Origin of the sequence: Bacillus sp. FSL M8-0256, assembly GCF_038005765.1 — a bacterium.
GTDB classification, from domain to species: Bacteria; Bacillota; Bacilli; order Bacillales; family Bacillaceae; genus Bacillus; species Bacillus safensis.
The window spans coordinates 1,365,986-1,389,969 of the sequence record NZ_JBBOTU010000001.1 but is presented as its reverse complement, the minus strand read 5'-3'; the positions used below and the strand labels follow the sequence as shown (position 1 = coordinate 1,389,969).

Below are 23,984 nucleotides of genomic sequence, written 5' to 3'. Positions count from 1 at the left end.
ATCTCTTTTAGAATCACACCATATATTAAACGAATAAAACCGAAGAAACGATTCGCTTTTCGTCGTTTTTTTACATTAAATTTGATTTTACTATAAAAGAAGGGTGAAAAAAACGTTGATTATTGTATTTAAGTGAAGGAAAGGTGAACACAGAAGCCATTCGATCCGATATATTAAGTATATGTCTGTTTTAAAGTACAGGAGGTTTTCTTACATGACCCATTTAACAGGAAGCTACAATGGATGGCTTGTCTTTCTGTCAATCGCTGTCGCCGCTGTTGCCTCCTACTCAGCTCTTCATATAGCCAGCAGGGTAGCACAGTCAAGCGGTGCAAAGAAAAAGGTATGGCTGCTCATTGGTGCAATGATCATGGGAATGGGGATATGGTCGATGCATTTTATTGGCATGATGGCATTTCAAATGCGTGTTGGCATTACATATGATACATCCTTACTGATTCTATCGATTTTGGCCTCATTTATCGGATCCTTGATCGCTTTTTCAATATGCATTCAAAAGCAGCTCTCTAGAAGACGGCTGCTCATTAGTTCAATCACCATGGGTTCAGCTATTTGCAGCATGCATTATCTTGGAATGGAATCAATGGCCAATGTCTCAATCAGCTATGATCCAGTCCTCTTTTTTCTTTCGTTTTTCATTGCTGCCATTACCTCCTACTTCTCATTGAAACTCTTCTTTCGTGTTGACCGCACGAAAAGTAAACGAGAGAATTATCTTTTAAAGAGTCTTGGTTCAATGTTGATGGGCGGTGCTATAGCAGGTATGCATTATACTGGTATGGCTGCCTCTACCATGTTTTATCATTCAAATGGACAGGCTGCTATAGGTGGATCTCTTGAAATGTCGCCATTCAGTCTGTCGATTTTTATCGGCTTAATGACACTTATAGTCCAAACACTGATGATTTTTGGGGCCTATATTGATCACCGGATCATGACGCAGTCAGATCAGCTGAAAGAAAATGAACAACGGTTTCAATCGCTTATCAAACATAATATAGACGGCATTATCGTGTTATCTGTCGATCGAAAGGTTCTTTCTGCAAATGACTCTGGTAAACAAATCTTAGAGTTGTACAATTCTAAGATTGGTGATGATGTCAGCCAATATGTGATGCCGACTGAGTTGTGGGAAGAATTTATTTCTCAGTCAAAAAAAGCTATCACACGCGAAGCAGAACTGAAAACAGCAGATCGTTTTTATTATTATCATGTCACTTACATACCTGTTCATGTGAACAATTCACTCGACAGCATTTATCTTGTTTTAAAAGATTTAACGCAGCAGCGGATTGCAGAAAAGGAAATTCATGTGATGGCACATTATGATGCACTAACAGAGCTTCCTAACCGCCGCCACGGCATCAATCATTTAAATGATGTTCTCTCCGCTCAAGAAAAGTCAAAAACATCAACAGCAGTTCTGTTTCTGGACTTAAATCGTTTTAAAATTATTAATGATGCACTCGGGCATAACATAGGAGATTTACTGCTGAAAGCTGCCGCAAACAGACTGACGCAATGTTTACCGGACAATGGCTTTATCGCAAGACTTGGCGGTGATGAATTTTTAATGATCTTTCCCCACATGGATCATGATACACATAAAATCGAACAATTTTCTAAAAATATCATCCATCAATTTGAACGTCCTTTTTTCATCCAGAACCATCAGCTTATTACGTCAATCAGCATTGGGATCGCTATCTCTCCGCAAAATGGCAAAGACGGGATGGAGCTGATGAGAAAAGCCGATATGGCCATGTATTTATCCAAAAAACATAAGCAAAGCCGTTATGAGTTCTTTACCGAATCAATGGAAAGATTAAGTGAGGACAGGTTAAACCGGGAGCTGGAGCTGAGGGATGCCATTCAAAGAGAGCAATTTGTCCTTCACTACCAGCCGCAAGTCAGTGCCAAAACAAGAAAGATGACTGGGGTTGAAGCCCTTTTGAGAATGAAGGCACCAGATGGTTCCTTAAAATCACCTGAGGCTTTTATTGAGCTGGCAGAGGAATCAGGTCTGATCATTGATATTGGCAGATGGGTCATTGATACGGCTGGCAAGCAGGCAAAAATGTGGTATGACGATGGGCTGAAGATTCCTGTGGCTGTCAATTTATCTGCGAAACAATTCAATTCTGAAGACTTAATTGATTTGATCAAGCTCACACTGAAAAAATACGACCTGAAACCGTCACTCTTGGAGCTTGAAGTCACAGAAAGTATGACAATGGACAATATCAAGCAATCAAAACAGGTGTTAACATCGCTAAAACAGCTTGGCGTCCGCATTAGTATTGATGATTTCGGTACAGGCCACAGCTCATTAAGCTATTTAAAGGATTTACCGATTCATCGACTGAAAATTGATAAATCCTTTATTGAGGACATTTTAAGTGATTCAAAGTCTGAACAGATTACAGGGGCTATTATAGCGATGGGACACCAGTTATCTCTCGAAGTGATAGCAGAAGGTGTTGAAACGTTTGCACAGGCTCAGCTATTATCTGCCCAGGGCTGTGACGACCTGCAGGGGTTTTATTATGCCAAACCGCTGCCAGCAAGCGATATTGAAAAATTCATCGCCTATCCGGCGCTGCTTGACACATAAAAAGGTGCCAATGATGGCACCTTCCAGCGTACAGATAAACCCTCGCATTCGGTGTCAGTCCTGCGTGCCGGTGCTCACGAATGCTCAATTCGCTCCGCTCCGGTACTCGTCCTTCCTAGACTTCAAAGGTTTTCTGTCACGCTGAGCTGAGAAGAAGACAAAGGGCTAAAATAAAGATCACTTTAGCCCTTTGTCAACAATTTAAAAGGTGCCAATAATGGCACCTTTTCGTTTTATCTAAATAATAAATGCTGACTGTGAATACCTGCTTTTTTCAATAGACTAATCAATTGCTCTTGCTCTTCACGTGTCAGACCAGAGAATGCACGCGCAATCCGAAGAGAGTGGATCGGATAAATCTTGTCAAGATAGCTTCGCCCTTTTTCCGTTAAATGGGCATAAACCGACCGTTTATCCTTGGGGTCCTGTTCTCTTTCAATGAAACCATTTCGTTCTAATTTGTCAATTACGTACGTCACATTCCCGCTGACAAGCAGGAGTCTTGAGCCGATTTGCTGAAGCTTTTGAGCACCTCTTGTGTACAGTAATTCAAGAACGGCAAATTCAGTTGGATTGAATCCATGCTCTTTGCTGTCTCTAATACTGTGTTCTGAAACGCTTTTAAATGCTCTTGCAAAAACCTTGTAAAGCGTCATTGAGCGTTCTACTTCTTCTTCATTAAACGATAGTCTCATCACATATCTACCTCTTATAATATTTTTTTAACTTCAAGGCTGTCTTGCGGTGCAGTTGGAGCCTTTCGTAAAAAATAGAAGTACGTTTTTGAAAACCCTTTCAACCACATAAGTGACTCCATTCGTGTTATGTATAAGGTTTCGATATAAACTTTTAAAATCCTTCTTATTTTTCACAATCATCTCGAAAAAAAGCTTTTTCAGCAAACCATCAAGATGCGACACACTTTAACAAAATCTGTAAAGAATCTATGGTTTCTTGCACTTCATTCGCCAAATTTCTACAAAATTCAATATTGCTATAATATTAAACAAAAAAAAGAACCCTTTATGTGACATACGCACATTTCAAGGGATTTTTACAGACAGCGTTCTGTTTTGTTGAAAAAGAAATGATACTCTTTTTTTAAGTCACTAATTGTCATGTTCTTGGCCGCATCAGGGCTGTAAACCCCTAATGAACATAGCTGCTTCGTATAATAATGTCTTTCCTTTGCTAAAGCTTCTTTTAATATACGCCGCACCGATTATCCCTCCTATCAAGTGATTTGGATCGGGTGCTTATGAAGACTTCTTATACAAATCATTTTGCATGGCTCTTAGAAGCGCATGTGCATTCTGACCTGCAGCCTGCATGAATTGCTCGAGCAATTCATCCCTCTTCACATCTAATGCGATGATTTCTTTTGCCATACGAATGATCTGTGCTTCCTCCATCATATGCTCCTCCTCCTATGTCAATTCACCATGATTATATGCCGCCGTAAGATGTATTGCACACTCTCTGTAATCTTTCCTCCCATGGTTTTTTCATTTTTTTCGTTTTTGTGTTATATTTTCTAACAAACGATAGGTTTTTTCACTTCTCGTTCTATATAATATGAAGAAAAGACTTGCAGGGGTGAGTATATGACGCAGGAAGATGTATCTTATAAAGATAAAAAAGTCATTTCAATCGGGATTGTCAGTGAGCTAACAGGGCTTTCCGTCAGGCAAATCCGATATTATGAGGAACGTAAACTCATTTACCCCCAGCGCTCAACAAGAGGCACACGGAAATATTCTTTTGCAGATGTTGAACGTTTGATGGACATCGCCAATAAACGGGAAGACGGTGTGCAGACAGCTGAAATTTTAAAAGACATGAAGAAAAAAGAACAAGCGCTAAAAAGCGGACAATTTAAGAAAAAAATGCTGGAAGGTCAGATTAACGCACACTTTCGGTATAAAAATCGTTAAACAAAAAAAGAATCGCTCTTTTGAACGATTCTTTTTATTTAGAGGAAGCTTCAGTACCTTCTACAACCCCTACAAAGTCAATCAGCACGCCACCTCTTTCAGGATCTTCTTTCACCCGCAGGGCAAGTGCCTTTTTCTTCCCGGTTTTTGCATCTTCATAATTCGCATGAAACACATGAATGCTGGCTTCTTCCAATTGAAAATCCTCATAAGAAAGCGTGTCTATGCCCCATTCTTTTTTCAGTTTCAGAATGTCATCCGGGCTCGGGATCGCACCTTCGACGTAGATGTCTTCCATTTTTCTTTTATTTCCTTCGGTGATGGCTTCAAGCATATGCTCTGCAGCCACTAGCCTTCGGTCTTTCCCCTCGTCCTCCCTTTGACATGCACTCAGCAAAAACATACACATCAAAACGAATAAGAATTTCTTCATGTTTCTCTCCCACCTTCTCCTTAAAATGTAAAGGATGGAAGCGCTATATGCAATCTTTATACAAAAAAAGCCTGTAAAACGTCATGTTTTACAGGCTTAGGTTGTGGACAAAGGATGGTCCTTTGTCTACCTTTCAGCGCGATCTGAAAACCTTTGAAGTCAAGGAAGAACGAGTACCGGAGCGGAGCGAATTGAACATTCGTGAGCACCGGCACGCAATGACTGACACCGAATGCAAGGGTTTGTCAGCGCGCTGAGACTACAAAACGTCATGTTTTACAGTCTTCTTGCTACATAAGTGTATGAAGGAACGCTGTCGCAATACCAAAATAGATGAGCAGTGATAAAATATCATTCAATGTTGTAATCAGTGGCCCAGATGCAATCGCAGGGTCGACGTTTAATCTGTGTAAAATAATAGGCACGATCGTACCTGCCATCGTTCCAATAATCAGTGTGGCAAGCAGTGAGGAACCGACAACAAATCCTAAAATCATATTGCCCTGCCACACCATTGCGACGACTGTAATAATGATGGAACAGACAATCCCAATGTAAATACTTGTTCGGAGCTCTCTAAAAATCAGGCGCATAATGGTTTTTTTCGTTAATTCTTCTTTTGAAAGTCCTCTAATGACGACGGCAAGCGACTGTGTGCCTGTATTCCCTGTCATTCCTGCAATCATTGGCATGAAGAAGGCTAAGGCGACGACTTGCTGAAGGGTATCTTCAAAGTAATTTAAAATACTGCCTGAAATCAGCCCAATGAATAAGAGTAAAATGAGCCACGGGAGACGGCGGTATGCCGCAACAAAAGCGGGCGTGTCGAATGTAATATCTTTACCAGAGGCAGCGAACTTCTCATAATCTTCTCCTGCCTCTTGAATGACGACATCAATGATATCATCGACTGTGACGATTCCAACCAGGACATTGTTCTCTTCTACAACAGGAATGGCAAGAAAATCATACCGTTCAATCAGCTTTGCGATTTCTTCCTGATCTTGAAAAGCTCCAACGGCAATGACTCTTGTAAACATAAGATCCTGCACTTTTTCATCTGGTTCACCTAAAATGAGATCCCGGTACGACAGAACCCCTACAAGCTGCTTTTGATCATTAATGACATATAAATAGTTGATCGATTCTGCAATTTCAGCAAAGCTTTTCAGCTTTACAACCGCGTCCTGAACCGTATAGTGCTGAGGAATCCAAACGTACCGGTTGGTCATGATCCGGCCTGCTGTCTCAGCAGGATAATTCATGAGAAGCTGAACGGCCTTTGATTCCTCCGCCTCCATGTTTGATAAAAGCTGGTCTTTCAGCTCATCATCCATTTCATCAAACAAGTTGGCTAGGTCATCGTTATCCATTTTGTTTGTGACGAAGGTGGCTTTGTCTTTTCCTACTTTTTCAAGCACAATTTCTTGGTATTCGCGCTCAAGCTCACCCATCATTTCCGTCACATCATCGATTGTTAAAAAGCTGAGGAAACGGCCGCGGTGTTTTTCTGGAAGTTCTTTAAATAAATAGGCCATATCATATGGCTGAAGTTCTTCCATAATGTTTTTAAATTCTTTGCGTTTGCCGTCTCTTAATAAAATAATGATTTTTAAAATGAGTTCATCGTACGTAATGTTCTGTATCATCGCTGTTACCTCCCCAAAGTCAGGAGATACCCGAATCCCTTAGAATGTGCGGGGGTCAGGATCTCCTCTGTCTGATGCGTCAATCTGATCTTTTGACATACTCTTTATGTGTCTCGAATCGGGATGATCCATCCCCACACCTCCTTTTCTCATAAAAAAGCACCTTCAACCGAATGAAGGCGCTTTGTAAGCATGACAAAATAAACACTTGCTCCTTCAATCGTAGAGCTTTAGCACTGTATGGCATAGGATCAAATCCAGCTGCATTAAAAATCACCTTATGTCGATGATTTCTGTTGACCCATTGGCGTCTTTGGACATTTTTGGGCAGCAGCGTATCTCCATACAGGAGCCTCACCTAACGAAGTCTCATATTGTTAACACACTGAGATTACAGAAAAAGCGGAATGATGTCAATAAGCAAGATGCCAAGTATCCTTATGTATTCGCTTACTTTTCAAAAAAAGAGCGATAAACAGCTCAGCCATCGCCCTTTTCATGTCTTTTTATTCCTCTTCCGGCTGATTCATATCCTCTTGGGAGAGGAGATGAAAGGAATCATGCAAAAACAAAGCATATCCTTCTCCATCAGGATGCGGAACGTATTCCGCGTGATCCATTGTTTGCTCATCTTCTTTTTTCTTCATATTCTCTCGCCTCCTTTCCCGTAGTTTGTCCCAATGAAAAAACCTTACACATGAAAGTGTAAGGTTTGGTCATAGCTTAATCATCCCACTCTTGCTTCAGGATTTTGCCTGTTTTAGCGGAAATCTCAAAATCAACTTCCTCGCCGCTTGGTGTTGTGATTTCAATTTCGTAAATGTACACACCATTTTCTTTATCTAGATCAGAATCAGTGACTGTGCCTTTTACTTTTGCAAGAGCAATTTTTTCAGCCTGTTTTTTCGTGATCTTCACGTTCTGTTTCTTTTCTTTGACTGGATCATTCAACGCTTTTCCAGTTTTTGCATCGACATATACTTTATATTCAAAGCCGCCTTTTTTGATCTCGACCTCATACACCCATTTTCCTTTTTTACGCTCAAGATCCACATCATCCACATAGCCTTTTACCACTTTTAAGGCTGCTTTTTCAGCTTGTTTCTTTGAAACAAATGACGATTTCTTTTGCACGACTTGCTCGGCGTTTGCTGTTTGATTTGTATTTTGCGCTTGAAGTGTGAAACCACCTGCGACAAGAGTTCCCGTTAATGCTGTAGCTACTAGTACTTTTTTCATCATGTTCATTTCCTCCTCTGTTTGATTTCTTCTATATCTTAAGAAAACAAGATGATAAAGGAAGGAAAGAAACATGAGAATATCATGAGAAAAGGATTAGTTTTCGTACGTAATGCCCTCAATGTCTCCTGTATAGGCGTTCACAAGCACCTCTGCCTCTCTGCCGTCAGGCAAATCCAGCTCCACCTCAAATACGAGCATACCGCTGAATGTTTCAAGATCAGCATCATCCACTGTTCCGCCAACTTCTTTGACGGCAATTTGGATGGCTTCCTCGACGGTGATTTTCGTGAGCTTCTTTTCTTTAGAGCTTGGTTTTTTCTTTTCTGCTTCAAGCACCTTAAATGACTGTTTGCCGACCTCAACTTGATACAATTCTTTTTTTGATTGGATGGTAAAAATGAAACGATCTGACGTCTCCTTTTTTTGAATGACGGTTCCGCTCACCTTTTTAACAGCCGCCTCTTCTGCCTGGAGCTCAGCATTTTTTTCATTTGGCTTCTGATAGCTTTTTAACTGTCTAATCTCTTTCATTTGACCGCTTGCAGAAGATGCAATGATTTGATAGATGCCATTTGCATTTTCCAGCGTCATTGTGTAGTCCTGTTTATGATTGATTAAATCAATATGTGTAATGTTTCCATTATAGTCTTTTGAGATCATTTTTTTCATTTCTGCTTCACTTAATATTTTTTGATCAATGGTTTGGATCATGAGCATTGCAAAGGCCGCAAGAATCACAAGACATCCTGCGAGCGCAAGCACCATTTTCGTTTTTCTAGACATGCAGCGCCTCCTTCCTATTTCCTATTTTATAAGGAGGAAATGAGAAATTGATGAGAAAAGACCCATTTATTTCTGAAAAAGAATGGTCATGGCTGTTCCTTCGCCGATACGGCTGTCTACCTTCAGCTCGGCTTCATGTTCTTCTGCAATTTGCTTCGCAATTGAAAGACCGAGTCCGGTTCCGCCCGTCTCACTGTTTCTCGCTTCATCCACACGGAAAAAGCGGTCAAAGATTTTCGGCAGATCCTCTTCTTTTATGCCAATTCCTTGATCAATCACTGAAATAAATGGCTTGTCTCCTGCCCATCCGCAGGTCACATCAACTGGCTCTCTGCTATATTTGACCGCATTATCAATTAAGATAGTCAAAAGCTGTTTGATTTTCTCTTCGTCTCCTTCTGCGATCAGCGGCTGATCTGTCTGCACATGAGATTGAATCGTTCGATTGGTAGCCACTTCAAGTGTATGACATAGCTGCTTGCACAAATGACCAAGATCAACCGGCTTCATATCCAAGTATAACGGCTGGCCGTTTTTCGCCAATGTCAGTAATTGATCTGTCAGTCTTTTCATTTTTTTCGCTTCATCATGAATCGCTTGAGAGGATTCTTCTACAACCTCTGGACGTGTTTGCCCCCAGCGTTTGAGTAAATTGCTGTAGCTCATAATGACGGTAATCGGTGTCTTCAATTCATGGGAGGCATCATGCAAAAATTGCTGTTCTTTTTCATAATGCTTCTCGAGAATCTCGGACATTTCATTAAAGGTTTGTCCCATTTGATATAGTTCATCCTTTGAATCGCCTGTTAATTCAATTCGTTTAAACGCCTTCTCTTTCATACTTGCCTTCATGGTATTCGTCATTCTGCTAATCGGCCGGACAATTTGCTTTGTTAAAACGTGGCCTGCAAAATAGGAAAGCACAATAAACAAAACGCCGGTAGCGATTAAAATCATTTTTAATAACGCTAAGTTCTCTTCCGTATTTTCGATTTCTTCATATACTTGAAGCGACATAATCTCACCATTTGTCCAAATGACCGGAATAGCAGCGAACGCAATCATATGCTTATTGTATTCTTTGATTTCTGCTGTCTGGCCAGATTCGTATGTAAAAGGCAGTGAGCTAAACGTTGATTCCTTTGTGACAGTCAGTTTTGACTCTCCCGTTTCTGTCACGACACGGATCATACCATTTTGAGGCAGGTACGCCTTCAGCAGCTCCGAGGACGGAAGACCCTCTTCCTCTGATTTTTTTAAAGCAATCGCAATATTTTCAGCCACCTCAGACAAGCGGGACATATCTTTTTGCGTCAAGGTCATCGAAAAAATAAAATAAATGGCTGTATGAAACAAGAGCACCATTAAAAACAAAGACAACGACGTATAAAGCTGAATCTTATTTTTTAATCTCATTCTTTATCCTTTCATCACATAACCCACACCTCTCACTGTGTGAATCAGCTGTTTTTCGAATGGGTAATCGATTTTTTTCCTTAAATAACGGATATAGACATCTACCACGTTTGTATCACCGAAATAATCAAAACCCCAAACCGCTGTTAAAAGCTGATCTCTTGTGAGCACTTGCTGCTGATGGTTCAGTAAGTGAACAAGCAGGTCATATTCTCTCGGTGTGAGTTCAAGCATTTGCCCAGCCCTTTGTATTTCTCTTGTTTTCTCGTTGACCGTTAAGTCTGCTATGCTCAGCTCTGTCTTCTTTTCTTCTTGTGCATGTATATTCAACCTTAGCTGTGCGCGAATTCGTGCTAATAATTCTTCTATATCAAAAGGTTTTGTTATATAATCATTCGCCCCAAGATCGAGCCCGCTTACTTTATCAGGAACACTTCCCCTTGCTGTAATCAAAATAATAGGTGTCGCTGTATTTGTCTTCCGAACCCTTCTCAGCACTTCAAGCCCGCTTAACTCTGGAAGCATGACGTCAAGCAGAACCAAATCGAAGCTATCTTCTTCAAGAGCCTGAAGCCCATCTATTCCTGTCTCTTTGACTGTCACCTCATATCCTTCATATTCAAGCTCAAGTGACAGCACCCTTGCGATTTTCTTTTCATCTTCGACTACGAGTATCTTCCCTTTGTTCATCTCTATCTCTCCTATCTAAAAGGCAAGCTTGTCTTTCCATTATTATATGTTGCCTTTCTTATTTGGAACAGTCACAATCTTCACATCTATTTTTTTATGGAGGGAATTATTTTTGAGAAAAAACATTTAACTTGAGCCTTCTTCTCAAGTTGTTACTTCATCTCATTATTTTTTAATCTGCCGCTTTTAGTTCTATTCACCCATTTTCATCTGTACAGGTGCAACCTCACTATGCAGCATTTCCTTCTTTTTCATATGATATCAAGAGTTTTCTTCAAAAGGTGAGCTCTTTCGTCAATATGTGAGGAGAACTGCACTTTTGATAATAGATTGATTATTTGAAAAATTATTACAATTGACCCTTTCCGATCAAAAGTTTCTTTTATACAATAACATTATGCAGCCTGAATCTACTTTGAAAACAAAATAAGGAGGGCTTTCTTATGAAAGGTGAAATTCGCTTAATTCCGTATGAAGTAAAAGCCAATGTGATGGAAGCGAAAGAGACGCCGGAAAGTATTCAGGAGATTAAAGCACCCGAACTTTGGTCAAGTGGCTTCAAAGGAAAAGGCATAACCATTGCTGTCCTTGATACAGGCTGTGACACAGAGCATCCCGACTTAAAAGATCAGATTATCGGTGGGAAGAACTTTACCGATGATGACGATGGAGATGCTGAAAATGTAAAAGACTACAATGGGCATGGTACCCATGTAGCAGGAACGATTGCCGCAACAGATCAAAATGGCGGAATTTTAGGGGTTGCCCCTGAAGCCAAGCTTCTCATCGTGAAAGTTCTTGGTGGTGAAAATGGCAGCGGAAAATATGAGTGGATCATTGATGGCATCAACTATGCCGCAGAGCAGAAGGTGGATATTATCTCCATGTCTCTCGGTGGTCCAAGCAATGAGCCTGCCCTGCAGGAAGCCATTCAAAATGCGGTAAAAAGCGGTGTGCTTGTTGTGTGCGCAGCAGGAAATGAAGGGGACGGGGACGAGCGTACGGAAGAGTTCTCCTACCCAGCAGCATACAATGAAGTCATTGCCGTCGGTTCTGTTTCCCTTGCTAGAGAATCCTCTGAATTTTCTAACGCCAATAAAGAAATCGACCTCGTCGCTCCAGGAGAAGACATTTTATCCACTCTCCCTAACCATAAATACGGCAGGCTCACAGGGACTTCAATGGCTGCCCCTCACGTAAGCGGTGCACTAGCCATTATTAAAAATGCCGAAGAAGAAGCGTTCCAGCGCAAGCTGACAGAGCCTGAGGTTTATGCTCAGCTTGTCAGAAGAACCCTTCCATTAAAACAGTCGAAAGCCCTTGTAGGGAATGGATTTTTATATTTAACTGCACCTGATGTCCTTTTAGAAAAAACATTGGAAGCAGATCTTTTATCTCTATAGCTTAAATAGAGGTCCTGAGAAAAGATAGAATTTTCTCAGGATTTTTTTTAATTAAAATTATTCAAAATTTACTTTGACGAAATGAAGTGAACGTTATATAATCGAACACAATAAATTCATAGTTTGAGAGTCGGTAATTCGATTACACGTCGAATTTTAATTGGGAAGACCGGTGAAAATCCGGCGCGGTCCCGCCACTGTGAGTGAGGAGAGCTTTTCTCAGGAATCCACTGTCATTAGGATGGGAAGGATGAAAAGCTTGCAGATTCACCAGCCAGGATACCAGCCGCTCTATCACATCAAACCCCCTACGGTTGATAGGAGATGTCGGAAAAGCGTCAGTGATACTCACGCCTTATTTCGCACACACATTTTGTCTTTTAAACCAGACATTTACCTCATCAATCATGATCATGAGCGTAAATGTCTTTTTATATTTAGAGGAGGAATTGGAATTGACAATTGTTAAAACAAGTAATCTAGGCTTTCCGCGAATTGGTTTAAACAGAGAATGGAAAAAAGCACTTGAGTCTTACTGGAAAGGTCAAACAGACCGCGAAACCCTCTTAAGCACACTGGATGAACAATTTTTAACTGCCATTAAAACACAAATCGATCAACAAATTGATGTTGTTCCTTCTGGAGACTTTACCTTCTATGATCACGTGCTGGATACCGCTGTTATGTTCAATTGGATTCCAGAGCGCTTCCGCAGCTTAAAAGACCCGCTAGATACATACTTCGCGATGGCAAGCGGAACAAAAGATGCCGTCTCAAGTGAAATGACAAAATGGTTTAATACAAACTATCACTACATCGTTCCAGAATACGAAAAAAGCACAGAATTTAAACTCACACACAACAAACCGCTTGAAGCTTACGAAAAGGTGAAAAAGGCGTTTGGTGTTGAAACAAAACCGGTTGTACTTGGTCTATATACATTTGTCTCACTTTCTAAAGGTTATGAAGCAAATGAAGTGAAAGAAATCCAGCAGCGTCTAGTGCCGCTTTATAATCAGCTTTTAAAAGAACTTAAAGAAGCAGGCGTCAAATGGGTTCAAATTGATGAACCTGCACTTGTCACAGCTTCCAGTGAAGACGTAAAAGCCGTAAAAGAAATCTATCAAACGATCAAAGAAGCCGTACCTGGGTTGAACATTCTTCTTCAAACATACTTTGATTCAGTAGATGCGTATGAAGAACTTGTCACATATCCTGTTGAAGCAATCGGTCTTGATTTTGTCCATGATCAAGGGCGCAACATTGATCAAGTGAAAAAGCACGGCTTCCCGAAAGATAAAATTTTAGCAGCAGGCGTCATTGATGGAAGAAATATTTGGAGATCAGACCTTGGCGAAAGATTATCCTTTATTTCTGAAGTCATTGCTGACGTTCAGCCGAAAGAAGTATGGCTGCAGCCATCAAGCAGCTTGCTGCATGTGCCAGTTGCCAAACACCCAAGCGAACAGCTTGAAGAAAAACTATTAAACGGACTGTCTTATGCCACTGAAAAGCTGGCTGAATTGACACTGCTAAAAGAAGGTTTAACAAAAGGAGCAGCTGCCATTGATGCTGATATTAACGAAGCAGCACAAGCACTTCTTACCTTAAAAGAGTTCGCAAAAGGAACAAATGCGGATCTAACAGCGGAACGCAACAATCTTTCATCGAAAGATTTTAAACGTCCAGCTGCCTTTGAAGAACGCCTTCGTATCCAAAACGAATCTCTTGAGCTCCCGCTTCTTCCAACAACAACAATTGGCAGTTTCCCGCAGTCTGCCGAAGTGCGCAGTGCTCGTCAAAAGTGGCGCAAAAATGAGTGGACAGATGCAGAGTATGATGAGTTTATTAAGAAAGAAACAAAACGATGGATTGATATTCAAGAAGAAATTGGTCTGGATGTGCTCGTACATGGGGAATTTGAACGTACAGACATGGTTGAATACTTCGGCGAGAAGCTAGCCGGATTTGCCTTTACGAAATTTGCTTGGGTTCAATCCTATGGATCATGCTGCGTGAAGCCGCCAATCATTTATGGAGATGTAGAGTTTACAGAGCCAATGACAGTGAAAGAGACGGTTTACGCACAAAGTTTGACAGAGAAAAAAGTCAAGGGCATGCTGACAGGACCTGTTACCATCTTAAACTGGTCTTTCCCAAGAACGGATATCTCTCGCAAAGACATTGCTTTCCAAATCGCTTTCGCTTTGCGTAAAGAGGTAGAAGCTTTAGAAGCAGCTGGTATTCAAGTGATCCAAGTGGATGAGCCTGCGCTAAGAGAAGGACTTCCGCTCAAAGAAAGTGATTGGGCAGAATATTTAAACTGGGCAGCAGAGTCATTCCGTTTATCCACATCATCCGTTCAAAATGAAACACAAATTCATACACATATGTGCTACAGTAACTTCGAGGATATTGTCGATACAATCGAAGACTTGGATGCTGACGTGATTACAATTGAACATTCACGCAGTCATGGCGGATTCCTCGATTACTTAGAAAAACACCCGTATTTGAAAGGACTTGGACTAGGTGTTTATGACATCCATAGCCCGCGCGTTCCATCTGTTGAAGAAATGAGCAAAATTATTGATGATGCGCTGAACGTTTGTCCAACAGATCGCTTCTGGGTGAATCCGGATTGCGGTCTAAAAACTAGACAAGAGCCTGAAACCATTGCTGCTTTGAAAAACATGGTCACAGCTGCTGAAGTCGCTCGTAAAAAGCTGGCGCAGCACGCTTAATTGAATGTCTCTCCCCTGCTGAACTCGGCAGGGGTTTTTTATGCGCAAATTGGCCTGTTCGATCTCCTGCTATGATGATTTCTTTTCTAGCATGATTCGTTTATACTAGAGAAGTCAGTCGAACAAAGGGAGGAAGACAATGAATCACGAAGATTTTTTACAACGCGCAATTGATCTTGCAGTAGAAGGAGTCAATAGTGGTACTGGCGGCCCTTTTGGAGCAGTCATTGTCAAGGATGGTCAGATTATTGCAGAGGGCAGCAACAACGTGACAACGAGTAACGATCCAACCGCACATGCAGAAGTCACAGCCATTCGCAAAGCGTGCCAAACTCTACATACATACCAATTAGAAGACTGCATTCTATACACAAGCTGCGAGCCTTGTCCGATGTGCCTTGGCGCTATTTACTGGGCTAGACCAAAAGCTGTGTATTTTGCTGCTGGACATCAGGATGCAGCGGATTCTGGTTTTGATGACTCATTTATTTATGAAGAAATCAACAAAGAATACGAATCAAGAAATATACCATTTTACAAGCTGACACCTCAAAAAACCCTTGCACCATTTGAAGCATGGGAAGCATACGATAAAAAGAAAGAATATTAAAAAAAGACACCTGCGGTAAGCAGGTGTTGCGGATTGTTGATAAAGGGCTAAAATGATCTTTATTTTAGCCCTTTGTCTTCTACTATTACTCCGCCACTTCAAGCTCTACTTCAATGTTCCCTCTTGTTGCTTTTGAATATGGACAGAATTCATGGGCAGCATGGACAAGCTCTTTCACTTTGTCATGATCATGACCTTTCGCAGACACAATCAGCTTTACGCCAAGCTTAAAGCCGCCGTCGCTTTCATCTTTTAAAAGACTGACATGTCCTTCTACTTCCGATTCTATTTCTATCCCTTGCTTCTTCGCTACGTGCTCAAGTGCTCCTCCGAAACAAGCTGCATAGCCTGCTGCAAATAATTGCTCTGGGTTTGTACCAGTCTCTCCATCTTTCTTTGCGTTAGGCATGACAATGTTATGGTCGAGCACACCATCCTCTGAACGAACATGTCCAGCTCTTCCATGCTGCGCCTTTACTTTTGCTGTGAATAATGGTTTCATCTTCATCTCCTCCTTCATCTATTCATCCTTTTCACGTTCTATTCATTTCTCAAACATTTATCGCACATTGAAGAATTTTTCATTTTTCGTCTGTATTTATTTTAAAAAGGAAGAAAATCTTATACAATGATAAGTATGACAAAAAATAGTTGGTGACTGACATGACAAATGAATTTGAACATATGAAGCTGGAAAATCAGCTTTGTTTCTTGTTATATGCAAGTTCACGAGAGATGACGAAGCAGTATAAACCGTTGTTAGAAGAATTAAACATTACGTACCCGCAATATTTGGCACTGCTTTTATTGTGGGAGCATGGAACATTAAATGTGAAAACGATGGGAGAGCTTCTCTATTTAGACTCCGGTACACTCACGCCCATGCTGAAACGAATGGAGCAAAATGGACTCATTATCCGAGAACGTTCGAAAGAGGATGAGCGGTCTGTACAAATTCGTTTAACGGAATATGGAGAGCAGCTAAAAGAAAAGGCCACTGCGATTCCGTCTCACATGCTGACTGGGACAGGCAGATCGGAAGAAGAGCTAAAAACACTGCGTGCCTCTTTACATGAGCTTTTGCAAAATTTAACACAATCAAAAGGCTGAGGGAACATTCCCTCAGCCTTTTATAATGTCTATTATTGTGCGACAGCTACTAGTTCTACTTCGATGTTTCCTTGAGTTGCTTTTGAATATGGGCAAACGCCGTGTGCTTTATGAACAAGTTCTTCTAATGCTGACTGCTCAATTCCAGTTCCTTTTACCTCTAATTGAACGCCTAGTTTGAAGCCGCCATCTGAACTGTCCTTTAATAAGCTGACATGTGCTGTAACTTCACTTTCAAAGCGAATACGCTCTTGTCTCGCTACCATTTGAAGGGCTGAATCAAAACATGCAGAGTAGCCTGCTGCGAATAATTGCTCTGGATTTGTTGCTTTTTCAAGTTTTTTTGCTCTTGGTGTTCCAGGCATTGCTACATCATGTTCAAGTACACCATCTGTTGAAACAACCTTACCTTCTCTTCCTCCGACAGCTGATACCGTTGCTGTAAATAAAACGTCTGACATGAATATAACCCTCTTTCTCTCCAATAATATTTTCTACAATTGAATTGTACACAATTTAAATTACAGAGTCAATCAATAAATACTCTTTTTTAAGTTTTCCTGCCTGAACCCTTTTTATGAGTATGTCCGGAAATTGTTAGGCAGTAAAAAAAGCCCTTTAAAAAGGGCTTTTAGATCGTGTCATGCTGCGGATTCGGTTGTTCTAGCGTATGGTTTCTGTTATCTGGGTCGGCATTTGCTGCTGCCAGCCACAATGCCATAATGGTGATGCTTGTACAGACGACTGCCCATTTTTTAAAATTCATATAAACAATCCCCTCTCTGAATATAGATTCGAGCATGTTCCGCTTCCCCATAGAACATGGAAGATTTTTCATAATCCCCCATTTCATTATAATACTTTGCGGTATCTAATGCCAGCTCCTCTATATCTGGATATGCATAGGCAGACTCTAAAAAATGGAAAATTCGTTTAATATGCTCAGCATCTTGTCTTAAATACAATGCTTCTAGAAATATGGTTTTCTGAATATGAATGTCATCTTGAAGAGCTTCTGCTCTCTTCATACATTCTTCTCTGTAGTGTAATGCTTCTTCGTGTTTTCCTTGTTTGTATAATATCTGAGCGGCTGTATAAAGAGGGTCTATAGATCGACGAAGATGATCGGATTGATTTTGATCAAATAACGAGATGGATTCTTTCATTAATTCGAGTGCGCGGCCCAAGTCTCCCATTCGGTAATAACTGTTGCCCATATTAAACAAAGAGGAGGCAATAAAACGCACATTCTGAAACTCTCTTGATCTCGCAAGTGCTCTTTCGAGATGTGGTAATGCTTTTTCATGCCTTCTCATATCATCGTAGTTACCGGCCACAATAAATTCACACTGAATCGTGCGAAGCGCATACAGTTCATGCTGAACATAAACATCCAGCGCTAGTTTAGCATGGTGCATCGAGATATGAGTTTGTTTCATGTGATAATATATTTCTGACATTTTAAAATGAAATTCCGCACGTTCAATATCATCTGATACAAAAGAAAGCTTATGCTCTGCCTTTTGATAAGACGATATGGCAGCAATATACTCCCTCCGCCCGAATTCATACATGCCTCTAAAAAAATGATAGTAGTATTCAAGCATGCCTGTGACATGCGTTTGATGCTCATCTATTTCTTTCGAAAGCTCGGAAAAGTTGGCGCGAAGCTTTCCTTCCTTTAATGGCTTTAAATAATCGAGCATGACCTCATGCCTAAATTCCATTAAAGAAAAATAGAGAAGCAAATTCTGATCTTCTTCCATTGAATCAAGAGAGGTGCGAATTTCCTGCTTTAACTGTTCTGCTTGTTCGGAATCAAATCTGCGGATTAATTCATACCACTTGTTGATTTTCACTCCAATATCCGAAGAGGGAATGATTTTCGCCATACGTTGCCTTCTCCAATCTTCTCAAAATATAAAACATTACCATATTTTATCATACTTGACCGGAGAAATACAAAAATGAAAGGAAAAAGAGAGCCTGTTGTCACAAGACTCTCTTTTAAATTCGTTATTCTCTTATTTGTCCTTGACCACGAATGACAAATTTTTCAGACGTTAAGGCTGGCAGACCCATTGGCCCTCTTGCATGAAGTTTTTGCGTACTAATACCTATTTCCGCTCCATAGCCAAATTCAAAGCCATCTGTGAAACGAGTAGAGGCATTATGATAAACAGCGGCAGCATCGACAGCTGTTAAGAAAAGGGCTGCATGCTCATCGTTTTCCGTAATGATCGCCTCAGAGTGCTTAGAGCTATATGTTTGAATATGCTGAATCGCTTGTTCTATGTTTTCTACAATTTTAATACTGACGATCGGTGCTAAAAACTCCGTTGCATAGTCCTCAGTTGTCGCTAATGCAGCACTAGGAGCAAGCGCACAAACGGCTTCATCACCGCGTATTTCTACCCCATTGGATTGAAGGGCTTCAAATAAAGAAGCACCGTAGTTGTTTGCCCATGTTTTTTGAATGACAATGCTCTCGATTGCATTACAAACAGAAGGTCTTTGAGTTTTGGCATTCAGCACAATCCGCTCAGCCATTTCGTTTTTCGCTGTTTCATCAATGTAGATATGACAATTTCCTGCACCTGTCTCAAGCACCGGCACAGTTGACTCTCTCACTACAAGATCAATTAAATTCTTCCCGCCGCGCGGAATAAGGACATCCAGGTATTCATTTAAAGTGAACAGCGTTTTCGCCGTTTCACGGCCAGTATCTTCAATTAATTGCACACTGTCTACTGGAATATCCGTCGTATGAAGCGCTTCATGAATCACCTTTACAATCGCTTTATTACTATGAATAGCAGATGAGCTTCCGCGCAGAATCACAGCATTCCCAGTTTTCAAGCAAAGGGTCGCAGCATCGACTGTCACGTTTGGTCTTGCTTCATAAATCATTCCAACCGTTCCAAGCGGTACACGGACCTTTTCGATGAACAGACCGTTTTCTTTTTGAATGGTTTCTAACGTTTCACCAATTGGGTCTTTTAGCTGAATGAGTTGAAGGGTCGCATCTGCAATGGCTTCAATTCTCTCTTCCGTGAGTGTGATCCGGTCAATGACAGATTGCGTGAACTGCTTTTCCTCAGCAGCCTTAACATCCTTTTGGTTCTCTTCTATTAAATAAGCTGAAGATGCTTTTAGTGCACTGGCAATGGCGTGCAGGGCAGCATTTTTTTGTTCCGTCGTTTTTAGAAGCAGCTGATCTTTGGCTGCACTTGCTTTTTTTGCTTTTTCAAGAACTTCATTCATCGTATTCCCTCCTCAGTTTTGTACATGCTGTACCCAGTGATCTCGGTGTATGACCTCAGGCTTCTCTTTTGCAAGCTCGTCACTTCGCATTCCTTTAATGCCGAGAAGCTCGTCGGAGGCGTACAAGGTTTGTCCCTTACCAACTAATCCGTTTGGACCGACGACTTCTACGACTTCTCCTTTAGAAAAGTCACCAGCGACATCAATAACTCCTGCCGGAAGAAGGCTTCTGCCATTATGCAAAATCGCCGCTTCCGCTCCTGCATCAATCATGATCTTCCCAGAGACCGGTGAGTGGAATTGAATCCATTGACGGCGGTTGTTCACAGCTGATAAATCCTGTTCACCGATATACGTTCCGTCGCCTTGACCCGCAAGTATGCGAAGCAGCTTGTCTTCCCCAGTGCCTGTGCCAATGAAGACTTTCACGCCAAGTGAAAGTGCCGTTTGTGCAGCTGAGAGCTTCGATTTCATTCCGCCTGTTCCAACCTTTGAACCGGTGCTCTTTGCATATGAAAACAATTCTTCTGAAATGTGGGTCAGGACATCAAATCGCTTCGCCTCAGGATGCTCATTTGGATTTGCATCATAAATGCCATTGATGTCTGTTAATATGATCAATTGGTCTGCATGGATTAATCCACTGACAAGAGCTGACAGCATGTCATTATCCCCAAAGGTAAGCTCCTCGATGGAGACTGAATCATTTTCGTTTATGATCGGCAAGATTTTTCTTTCAAGCAGCTCCATCATCGTTGCGTACGCATTTCGATATCTTGTTCGATCTGAAAAGTCATTACGTGTTAAAAGCATTTGAGCAGGTGTCATATGAAACTGTGAAAAAAGCTCTGTATATTTCTGCATTAACAAACCCTGTCCAACGGCGGCAGCTGCCTGTTTCCCCTTTAAGGTCACAGGTCTTGATGGATAGCCTAAACTGCCAAATCCTGCTGCAACGGCTCCTGATGAAATTAAAATGATTTCATGACCTGCTTCTTTGAGCTTTGCTATGGCTCTTACATGATCCTGCATCTTTTGTTCATCAATGGCTCCTTTTTGCTCTGTTAATGAACTGCTGCCAATTTTTATGACGATCCTTTGCTTTTTCATCCTTGATTCCCTCCGCTATACCTTTAGGCACAAAAAAATCCCTATTTCTCCTTATGTAAAGGACGAAAAGGGATTTTCCGTGGTACCACCTTCATTGAATAAGCATGCAATCTGCTTATTCCACTCAACTCCTGTAACGCCAGGCACGCGCTTAGATTTTTCCTCTAAGGCTCAAAGGGCAGGTTCAGCAGCTGTCTGCGGCAAATGTTTCAGCACATCATTTGCTCTCTTTACGCATCAGTTCCTGCTTACTATTCCTTTTCAACGCTCGTTAATTTTTTTATATTATCACCAATTGCTAAAGAAAAGTCAAGCGGTCAATTAAAGACAATCGTTTTATTCTCATGAACAATAATGCGATCTTCAAGGTGCCATTTGACAGCACGTGCAAGCACACTGCGCTCAATTGTCCGGCCAATATTTTTTAGGGCTTCCGCATCATCCCGGTGATCGACCCGCTCAATATCCTGTTCAATGATCGGGCCTTCGTCTAAATCATTGGTGACATAATGAGAAGTCGCACCAATTAATTTGACCCCCCGCTCATATGCCCGCTTGTATGGGTTTGCACCAATAAACGCTGGCAGGAAGGAATGATGAATATTAATGATTTTGTTCGGATGCTCTTCAATGAATCCAGGCGTTAAAATTTGCATGTATCTAGCAAGCACAACCACATCAATGTCGTACTCTTCTAATAAGGCGAGCTGCTCTTTTTCAGCTTCTTTGCGAATGTCTTTGTTCGCCTTTACAAAATGGAATGGGATTCCAAGCGATTCTACTGTATCTTTTGCCGTTTCATGATTGCTGATCACAACTGCGATTTCAGCCATTAAATTTCCGCTTTGCCATTCCCACAGAAGCTCATGCAGACAATGAAGCTCTTTTGAGACAAAGATTGCCAGCTTTTTAAGCTCACTTGCACGCGACATGCTCCACGTCATTTGAAATGATGCTGCGATTGGCTCAAAACTATTTTTCAATTGATCCATATTCGCCGAGATGTCTTTCCAATCAAATTCAATTCTTAAAAAGAACCGGCCGCTTTCATGATCGGTTGTGTATTGGCTCGATTCAATGATGTTCGCTCCGTGCTCAAATAAAAAGGAAGAAACAGCTGATACAATACCAGGCTGATCTGGGCAGCTGACAAGTAATCTGCCTTTTTGCTCGTGCTTTTGTCTGTGTAATTCAAGTTTCTCTGTAATCAATGTTCTCATGTATCATGACCTCATTTGCGTTTTCATTCTAATGAAATATTATACTGGACTGGAAAGAGAAAAAGCAATGAAGAGTCCATTTTTTATTGAATATTCATTCAATTCTGCACCTAGCATGATATAATGTGAGTAGACCTTTTATCACAAAAGGAGTGATGGAGATGAAAAGCATGACTTTGTTTGGTAAAGTGAGCTTTTGGCTCGGCATCGTATGTCTGATCACAGGTATTTATCTTTTTATGGCCGGTGAGAGACTCATTCCTTTGCTCACATTTGGTGTCTGTTTTCTTCTAGTGAGTCAGCTTTACCGCAAAAATGAAAACGATTCCAATCATCATTCGATGTAACAAAAAAGGGCTAAAATGATTTTTATTTTAGCCCTTTTTCTTCTTTTTCAGCGTGATAGAAAACCATTGCAGGCCTGACAAAGAATGTGTGGGTTTGTCTACATACTGAGGCTGGCAGACAGATGACAGCCTTTTCTTATTCAATGATTTTTAACCCGACCGCCGCAGATAAAATCAGTGCGATAAAGAATATACGTTTTGCGTCCTTCGACTCACCGTAAAACAGCATGCCGACAATGGCTCCTCCAGCGGCTCCAATGCCAGTCCAAATGGCGTATGCCGTTCCCATCGGAATTGTATTCATCGCAAGAGAGAGCATGAGAAAGGACAGCGAAAATCCAGCTGCAATGAATAAAATCCATTTGACATGCCGGTCTTTCTGGAATTGATTCATCATGGTGACACAAAGCATTTCTAAAATGCCTGCACCAATGAGTAAAAGCCAGCTCATGATTCAGTCTCTCCTTTCTTTTCACCTGTGGTTAGTTTAAGTCCTAATACACCGCTTAAAAGCACCATGATTAAAAGTAATTTCACCAGCTGTACTGGCTCTCCCAGTACCATACCTACTATGACAGTACCTGCTGTCCCAAGTCCGGTGAAAACGGCATAAAGTGTGCCAACTGGCAGTACAGTCGTGGCTTTCAGGAGTAAATAAAAGCTCACGACAATACAAACGATGGTTGCGGCCCATTCTAATAAAGAGTCAGCATATTTCAACCCCATCACCCAGCCAACTTCAAAGATGGCTGCAATCAATACATTTCCCCATTTCATCCGATTCTCTTCCTTTCTGAACGATTCCAAGCAATAAAAAAAGCCCGGAAATCGATCGTTTGATCAAATCTCCCGGGCTTTTATCCCTCCGTGTCCATACGGTCTATTGTCTAGACCCTATGTGTTTTCTCTCGGTCCAGACTGCGCCACCCGCACGGAACCCTAGAAAACCATTTCTTAATAAGCAGATCTGACTTAAAGCAGATTCTGTGTGTCAAAATTGTATCACACCCCGAAATACCGGTCTACCGCTTTGCTTTCCACATGCAAATATACTTGTTCATTTTTCGAAAGAATTTTTATGGGACCGCCGTATACTAAGTGTTAGAAACAGGCTGATAAAGAAGGTCTGCGGACTGAAGGGAAATGAGCGTATATGACAATCCATTTATTTTTTATGACATTGACGATCAAGCGTAAATACAAGGACATGGAGTCGTACTTTACGAACAAGAAGTTGAAGCATTTTATGAAGAAATGAAACAGAAGCAACTAAAGTATATGAACTAAAACAGGAATGAGAAAAGGAGGAGATTGAATGTTTATGATGCTTGATTGTAAACAGGATCTATTCCGCATTCCTTAAAGCACGGATACGTCAATGATCACATCGCTGA

26 protein-coding genes, 1 pseudogene, 3 riboswitches and 1 other annotated feature are annotated in these 23,984 nt (G+C 41.1%); of the genes and pseudogenes, 8 read left to right on the top strand and 19 right to left on the bottom strand.

Annotation, left to right across the window (positions count from 1 at the left end; all coding sequences use genetic code 11):
- Window positions 1–214 precede the first annotated feature (214 nt).
- Complete coding sequence (locus NSQ76_RS06980) at window positions 215–2,635, top strand: bifunctional diguanylate cyclase/phosphodiesterase (RefSeq protein WP_034623374.1); 2,421 nt, start codon at window positions 215–217, stop codon at window positions 2,633–2,635.
- Window positions 2,636–2,868: 233 nt separating this feature from the next.
- On the opposite strand, the gene NSQ76_RS06975 is transcribed toward NSQ76_RS06980, so the two are convergent.
- From NSQ76_RS06975 to NSQ76_RS06965, 3 genes are all read right to left on the bottom strand, one after another.
- A complete protein-coding gene (locus NSQ76_RS06975) occupies window positions 2,869–3,333 on the bottom strand; it encodes a MarR family winged helix-turn-helix transcriptional regulator (protein WP_087975546.1) in 465 nt (154 codons plus the stop codon).
- A 356-nt stretch (window positions 3,334–3,689) separates the two neighbouring features.
- The gene (locus tag NSQ76_RS06970) at window positions 3,690–3,854 is read right to left on the bottom strand and encodes a hypothetical protein (RefSeq protein ID WP_024426818.1); all 165 of its coding nucleotides are present in this window, start codon (window positions 3,852–3,854) and stop codon (window positions 3,690–3,692) included.
- A 37-nt stretch (window positions 3,855–3,891) separates the two neighbouring features.
- Window positions 3,892–4,047, bottom strand: coding sequence for a hypothetical protein (locus NSQ76_RS06965; RefSeq protein ID WP_087977671.1), 156 nt, complete (start codon window positions 4,045–4,047; stop codon window positions 3,892–3,894).
- Window positions 4,048–4,239: 192 nt separating this feature from the next.
- On the opposite strand from NSQ76_RS06965, the gene NSQ76_RS06960 reads away from it, so the two are divergent.
- Window positions 4,240–4,569 (top strand): MerR family transcriptional regulator, encoded by a 330-nt coding sequence (locus NSQ76_RS06960; protein WP_024424656.1) that lies wholly within the window; start codon window positions 4,240–4,242, stop codon window positions 4,567–4,569.
- A 34-nt stretch (window positions 4,570–4,603) separates the two neighbouring features.
- On the opposite strand, the gene NSQ76_RS06955 is transcribed toward NSQ76_RS06960, so the two are convergent.
- The 7 genes from NSQ76_RS06955 to NSQ76_RS06925 form a co-directional block, all read right to left on the bottom strand.
- Entirely contained in the window at window positions 4,604–5,002 is a 399-nt protein-coding gene (locus tag NSQ76_RS06955; protein WP_034623375.1) for a hypothetical protein, read from the bottom strand.
- Between the two features lie 290 nt (window positions 5,003–5,292).
- Complete coding sequence (mgtE, locus tag NSQ76_RS06950) at window positions 5,293–6,651, bottom strand: magnesium transporter (RefSeq protein WP_341053167.1); 1,359 nt, start codon at window positions 6,649–6,651, stop codon at window positions 5,293–5,295.
- Between the two features lie 208 nt (window positions 6,652–6,859).
- Window positions 6,860–7,024, bottom strand: a riboswitch (M-box (ykoK) riboswitch).
- Between the two features lie 133 nt (window positions 7,025–7,157).
- Window positions 7,158–7,298 carry a hypothetical protein gene (locus NSQ76_RS06945; protein WP_172643418.1) on the bottom strand — a complete coding sequence of 47 codons (141 nt, stop codon included), beginning with the start codon at window positions 7,296–7,298 and terminating at the stop codon, window positions 7,158–7,160.
- 76 nt (window positions 7,299–7,374) lie between these two features.
- On the bottom strand, window positions 7,375–7,893 hold the full coding sequence (locus NSQ76_RS06940; RefSeq protein ID WP_024424652.1) for a PepSY domain-containing protein: 519 nt from the start codon (window positions 7,891–7,893) through the stop codon (window positions 7,375–7,377).
- Window positions 7,894–7,986: 93 nt separating this feature from the next.
- Window positions 7,987–8,676 carry a PepSY domain-containing protein gene (locus NSQ76_RS06935; RefSeq protein WP_341053161.1) on the bottom strand — a complete coding sequence of 230 codons (690 nt, stop codon included), beginning with the start codon at window positions 8,674–8,676 and terminating at the stop codon, window positions 7,987–7,989.
- Between the two features lie 66 nt (window positions 8,677–8,742).
- On the bottom strand, window positions 8,743–10,092 hold the full coding sequence (locus tag NSQ76_RS06930; RefSeq protein WP_076840934.1) for an ATP-binding protein: 1,350 nt from the start codon (window positions 10,090–10,092) through the stop codon (window positions 8,743–8,745).
- A gap of 3 nt (window positions 10,093–10,095) precedes the next feature.
- Window positions 10,096–10,782: a response regulator transcription factor gene (locus NSQ76_RS06925; RefSeq protein WP_248351404.1), complete on the bottom strand. Its 687-nt coding sequence runs from the start codon at window positions 10,780–10,782 to the stop codon at window positions 10,096–10,098.
- Between the two features lie 443 nt (window positions 10,783–11,225).
- On the opposite strand from NSQ76_RS06925, the gene NSQ76_RS06920 reads away from it, so the two are divergent.
- The 3 genes from NSQ76_RS06920 (at window position 11,226) to NSQ76_RS06910 (ending at window position 15,539) form a co-directional block, all read left to right on the top strand.
- A complete protein-coding gene (locus NSQ76_RS06920; protein ID WP_024424648.1) occupies window positions 11,226–12,185 on the top strand; it encodes a S8 family peptidase in 960 nt (319 codons plus the stop codon).
- A gap of 113 nt (window positions 12,186–12,298) precedes the next feature.
- A riboswitch (cobalamin riboswitch) is annotated at window positions 12,299–12,490 on the top strand.
- Between the two features lie 150 nt (window positions 12,491–12,640).
- Entirely contained in the window at window positions 12,641–14,929 is a 2,289-nt protein-coding gene (gene metE / locus NSQ76_RS06915; protein WP_341053156.1) for a 5-methyltetrahydropteroyltriglutamate--homocysteine S-methyltransferase, read from the top strand.
- A gap of 139 nt (window positions 14,930–15,068) precedes the next feature.
- Window positions 15,069–15,539 (top strand): nucleoside deaminase, encoded by a 471-nt coding sequence (locus NSQ76_RS06910; protein ID WP_024424646.1) that lies wholly within the window; start codon window positions 15,069–15,071, stop codon window positions 15,537–15,539.
- A gap of 85 nt (window positions 15,540–15,624) precedes the next feature.
- Here the strand turns inward: NSQ76_RS06910 and NSQ76_RS06905 are convergent, their stop codons facing one another.
- Window positions 15,625–16,041, bottom strand: coding sequence for an organic hydroperoxide resistance protein (locus tag NSQ76_RS06905; protein WP_024424645.1), 417 nt, complete (start codon window positions 16,039–16,041; stop codon window positions 15,625–15,627).
- A 161-nt stretch (window positions 16,042–16,202) separates the two neighbouring features.
- On the opposite strand from NSQ76_RS06905, the gene NSQ76_RS06900 reads away from it, so the two are divergent.
- Window positions 16,203–16,649 carry a MarR family winged helix-turn-helix transcriptional regulator gene (locus NSQ76_RS06900; RefSeq protein ID WP_024424644.1) on the top strand — a complete coding sequence of 149 codons (447 nt, stop codon included), beginning with the start codon at window positions 16,203–16,205 and terminating at the stop codon, window positions 16,647–16,649.
- 32 nt (window positions 16,650–16,681) lie between these two features.
- Here the strand turns inward: NSQ76_RS06900 and NSQ76_RS06895 are convergent, their stop codons facing one another.
- The 6 genes from NSQ76_RS06895 to purU form a co-directional block, all read right to left on the bottom strand.
- Window positions 16,682–17,110: an organic hydroperoxide resistance protein gene (locus tag NSQ76_RS06895; RefSeq protein WP_024424643.1), complete on the bottom strand. Its 429-nt coding sequence runs from the start codon at window positions 17,108–17,110 to the stop codon at window positions 16,682–16,684.
- Window positions 17,111–17,280: 170 nt separating this feature from the next.
- A complete protein-coding gene (locus NSQ76_RS06890; protein ID WP_024424642.1) occupies window positions 17,281–17,415 on the bottom strand; it encodes a hypothetical protein in 135 nt (44 codons plus the stop codon).
- The gene (locus NSQ76_RS06885; protein WP_024426809.1) at window positions 17,405–18,541 is read right to left on the bottom strand and encodes a Rap family tetratricopeptide repeat protein; all 1,137 of its coding nucleotides are present in this window, start codon (window positions 18,539–18,541) and stop codon (window positions 17,405–17,407) included. The genes NSQ76_RS06890 and NSQ76_RS06885 overlap by 11 nt, the downstream gene beginning before the upstream one ends.
- 124 nt (window positions 18,542–18,665) lie before the next feature.
- The gene (locus NSQ76_RS06880) at window positions 18,666–19,913 is read right to left on the bottom strand and encodes a glutamate-5-semialdehyde dehydrogenase (protein ID WP_341053152.1); all 1,248 of its coding nucleotides are present in this window, start codon (window positions 19,911–19,913) and stop codon (window positions 18,666–18,668) included.
- Between the two features lie 12 nt (window positions 19,914–19,925).
- Window positions 19,926–21,023, bottom strand: a complete 1,098-nt coding sequence (gene proB, locus NSQ76_RS06875) for a glutamate 5-kinase (RefSeq protein ID WP_024424639.1) — start codon at window positions 21,021–21,023, stop codon at window positions 19,926–19,928.
- 55 nt (window positions 21,024–21,078) lie between these two features.
- Window positions 21,079–21,297: a binding site (T-box leader), on the bottom strand.
- A 43-nt stretch (window positions 21,298–21,340) separates the two neighbouring features.
- On the bottom strand, window positions 21,341–22,243 hold the full coding sequence (purU, locus tag NSQ76_RS06870; RefSeq protein ID WP_024424638.1) for a formyltetrahydrofolate deformylase: 903 nt from the start codon (window positions 22,241–22,243) through the stop codon (window positions 21,341–21,343).
- Window positions 22,244–22,404: 161 nt separating this feature from the next.
- Between purU and NSQ76_RS06865 the strand changes: the two genes are divergently transcribed.
- Window positions 22,405–22,590, top strand: a complete 186-nt coding sequence (locus NSQ76_RS06865; RefSeq protein WP_024424637.1) for a hypothetical protein — start codon at window positions 22,405–22,407, stop codon at window positions 22,588–22,590.
- Window positions 22,591–22,726: 136 nt separating this feature from the next.
- Here NSQ76_RS06865 and NSQ76_RS06860 read toward each other — a convergent pair whose 3' ends face one another.
- Window positions 22,727–23,041: a DMT family transporter gene (locus NSQ76_RS06860; protein ID WP_024424636.1), complete on the bottom strand. Its 315-nt coding sequence runs from the start codon at window positions 23,039–23,041 to the stop codon at window positions 22,727–22,729.
- Window positions 23,038–23,367 (bottom strand): DMT family transporter, encoded by a 330-nt coding sequence (locus NSQ76_RS06855; protein WP_025092310.1) that lies wholly within the window; start codon window positions 23,365–23,367, stop codon window positions 23,038–23,040. Before NSQ76_RS06855 ends, NSQ76_RS06860 begins: the two co-directional genes overlap by 4 nt.
- Before the next feature lie 67 nt (window positions 23,368–23,434).
- Window positions 23,435–23,544, bottom strand: a riboswitch (guanidine-I (ykkC/yxkD leader).
- 199 nt (window positions 23,545–23,743) lie between these two features.
- Between NSQ76_RS06855 and NSQ76_RS06850 the strand changes: the two are divergent.
- Window positions 23,744–23,877: pseudogene (locus tag NSQ76_RS06850) on the top strand (YrzI family small protein).
- The last annotated feature ends 107 nt before the right edge of the window (window positions 23,878–23,984 follow it).